Here is a 2,060-nt window from a genome sequence, read left to right as displayed (position 1 = left end):
CGCAGGCAAGCCAGCTCCCACACAAAGCCCTATGCCCACACTGTCCGCACATGATCAGGACATTTTGTTATGCCCACTGCCCTCTACCGTTTCATCCTCACGGCCCTGCTGTTGCTGCCTTTTGCGGCACACGCCGGCGACGCCGAAGACTTCCTGGCCGCCAACCCGGCCCAACAAGCCAAGCTCCTCCAGGACTGGGCCGCCCAGCCTGACCCTGCACGTATCGCGTTGGTGGACGCCCTGCTGCAAGGCCAACTCACGGTCAACGGTGAAACCAAGACCGTACGCCTGAACAACCGCCTGCGCAGCCTGATCGACAACGTACAAGCCAGCCAACAACTACTCGCCGCCGACCCCAAGGTGCGCCTCGGCGCAGCGGTAATCCTGCAAAAAAGCGCACAGCCTGCGCAGCTCAAATTTCTCGACCAGCAGGTCGCCGCCGAAACCAACGAGGACGTGCATACCGCCCTCAGTCTGGCACTGGCCAACCTGCAGCTGGTGGACCCCGACCCGGTGGTGCGCCTGGCCGCCGTGCGCTTGCTCGGTAGCACCGGAGACCCGTTGGCGCGCACGCGTCTGGAAGCGTTGCTGGCCCCCGGCGTTGAAACCGACGCCGCCGTCCACACCGCCGCCGAAACCAGCCTGGCCCAGGTCAAACGCAAACTGATGCTGGGCGAGATTCTCGGCCAGGCCTTCAGCGGCATGTCCCTGGGCTCGATCCTGTTGCTGGCGGCCCTTGGACTGGCGATCACCTTCGGTTTGCTCGGCGTGATAAATATGGCTCACGGTGAAATGCTGATGCTCGGCGCCTACTCCACTTATGTGGTGCAACTGCTGATGCAGCGCTACGTTCCACAGGCCATCGAGTTCTATCCGTTGATCGCACTGCCGGTGGCGTTTTTTGTCACCGCCGCCATAGGCATGGTCTTGGAGCGTACGGTGATTCGCCATCTCTACGGTCGCCCCCTGGAAACCCTGCTCGCCACCTGGGGTATCAGCCTGATGCTGATCCAACTGGTGCGCCTGGTATTCGGTGCGCAGAACGTCGAAGTCTCCAATCCGGCGTGGCTGTCTGGTGGTATTCAAGTGCTGCCCAACCTGGTGCTGCCGTACAACCGCATCGTGATCATCGCCTTCGCGCTGTGCGTGGTGGTGCTCACCTGGCTGCTGCTGAACAAGACCCGCCTGGGCCTCAACGTGCGCGCCGTGACCCAGAACCGCAACATGGCGGCCTGCTGCGGCGTGCCGACCGGGCGTGTGGATATGCTCGCGTTTGGCCTGGGCTCCGGCATCGCTGGCTTGGGCGGCGTGGCGCTGAGCCAGATCGGCAACGTCGGTCCCGACCTCGGGCAAAGCTACATCATCGATTCCTTCCTCGTCGTGGTGCTCGGCGGTGTCGGCCAACTGGCCGGTAGCGTCATGGCCGCCTTCGGTTTGGGCATTGCCAACAAGATCCTCGAGCCCCAGATCGGTGCCGTGCTCGGCAAGATCCTGATCCTCGCGCTGATCATTCTGTTTATCCAGAAACGTCCGCAGGGACTCTTCGCACTGAAAGGACGGGTGATCGACTGATGAACCAACCCTTGATGCTCACAGCCACACAAAAAGCCGGCCCAAAAGTGACGATCGCGGTGGGCGCCGTCATCCTGATCCTGTTGCTGGCGCTGCCGTTGTTTTCGCTGCTATCGCCGGAAAGCCCGCTGCATGTGTCGGCCTACACCCTGACGTTGGTTGGCAAGATCCTCTGCTACGCCATCGTCGCCCTCGCGCTAGATCTGGTGTGGGGTTACGCCGGGATGTTGTCCCTCGGCCACGGTCTGTTCTTCGCTCTCGGTGGCTATGCGATGGGCATGTACTTGATGCGCCAGGCTTCGGGCGATGAACTGCCGGCGTTCATGACCTTTTTATCGTGGACTGAACTGCCGTGGTACTGGATGGGCACCGAGCACTTCCTCTGGGCGATGTGCCTGGTGGTGTTGGCGCCAGGGTTGCTGGCGCTGGTGTTCGGTTTCTTCGCCTTTCGTTCGCGGATCAAGGGCGTGTATTTCTCGATCATGACC

Annotated in this window: 2 protein-coding genes; both read left to right on the top strand. The window is 62.0% G+C overall.

Annotated elements, in window-relative coordinates; all coding sequences use genetic code 11:
* Positions 1-69: 69 nt before the first annotated feature.
* Positions 70-1,572 (top strand): urea ABC transporter permease subunit UrtB, encoded by a 1,503-nt coding sequence (urtB, locus tag ACRESD_RS10925; RefSeq protein WP_431750922.1) that lies wholly within the window; start codon positions 70-72, stop codon positions 1,570-1,572.
* Positions 1,572-2,060 (top strand): ABC transporter permease subunit (locus tag ACRESD_RS10920; RefSeq protein ID WP_431750921.1); only part of this gene is annotated, 489 nt, incomplete at its 3' end. The genes urtB and ACRESD_RS10920, both read left to right, overlap by 1 nt.

Source organism: Pseudomonas sp., from assembly GCF_050739995.1.
Lineage (GTDB): Bacteria > Pseudomonadota > Gammaproteobacteria > Pseudomonadales > Pseudomonadaceae > Aquipseudomonas.
This window is presented reverse-complemented; position numbering and strand designations above follow the sequence as displayed.